This window comes from Aerococcus sp. L_32 (genome assembly GCF_050689315.1).
The window spans coordinates 1-700 of the sequence record NZ_JBOEQF010000972.1; the positions used below are offsets into that span (position 1 = coordinate 1).

1 protein-coding gene is annotated in these 700 nt (G+C 45.1%); it reads right to left on the bottom strand.

What is annotated here, in order from left to right:
• Positions 1–700 (bottom strand): AAA family ATPase (locus tag ACRCJ0_RS17685; protein ID WP_431391456.1); only part of this gene is annotated, 700 nt, incomplete at both ends.

The following is a 700-nucleotide window of genomic DNA, read 5'->3' on the forward strand; positions in this document are numbered from 1 at the left end:
TATTAATTGTTCAGCGGCACGTCCACCTAGTAAACCAATAACTTGTTCACGCAAGTCTTTGGTTGTGTAAAGGTTTTGGTCTTCACGAGGAAGCATAATCGCATAACCACCAGCTTTACCACGCGGTACAATTGTCACCTTGTGAACTACACGGGCGTCGCTTAGGACTAAACCAGCAATGGTATGACCAGCCTCGTGGTAAGCAACCATACGACGTTCAACCTTAGAAATCACGCGATCTTTCTTAGCCGGACCAGCAATCACGCGGTCTTGCGCTTCATCAATATCAATCATATCAATTTGTTTCTTATCTACACGAGCTGCCACTAAAGCCGCCTCGTTTAATAAGTTTTCAAGTTCAGCACCAGTAAATCCAGGCGTTTGTTGCGCTAATACCTTCAAGTCCACACCTGGGCCGAACGGCTTGTTACGGGCATGTACTTTCAAGATTGCTTCACGTCCCTTAACATCTGGACGACCAACTAATACCTGTCTATCAAAACGGCCTGGACGTAGTAAAGCTGGGTCCAATACGTCAGAACGGTTAGTTGCCGCAATCACGATAACATTATCTTTTTCAGAGAAACCATCCATCTCAACCAACAATTGGTTTAATGTTTGCTCACGTTCATCATGACCTGATCCTGGACCAGCACCACGACGACGACCAACAGCATCAATCTCATCAATAAAGATGATA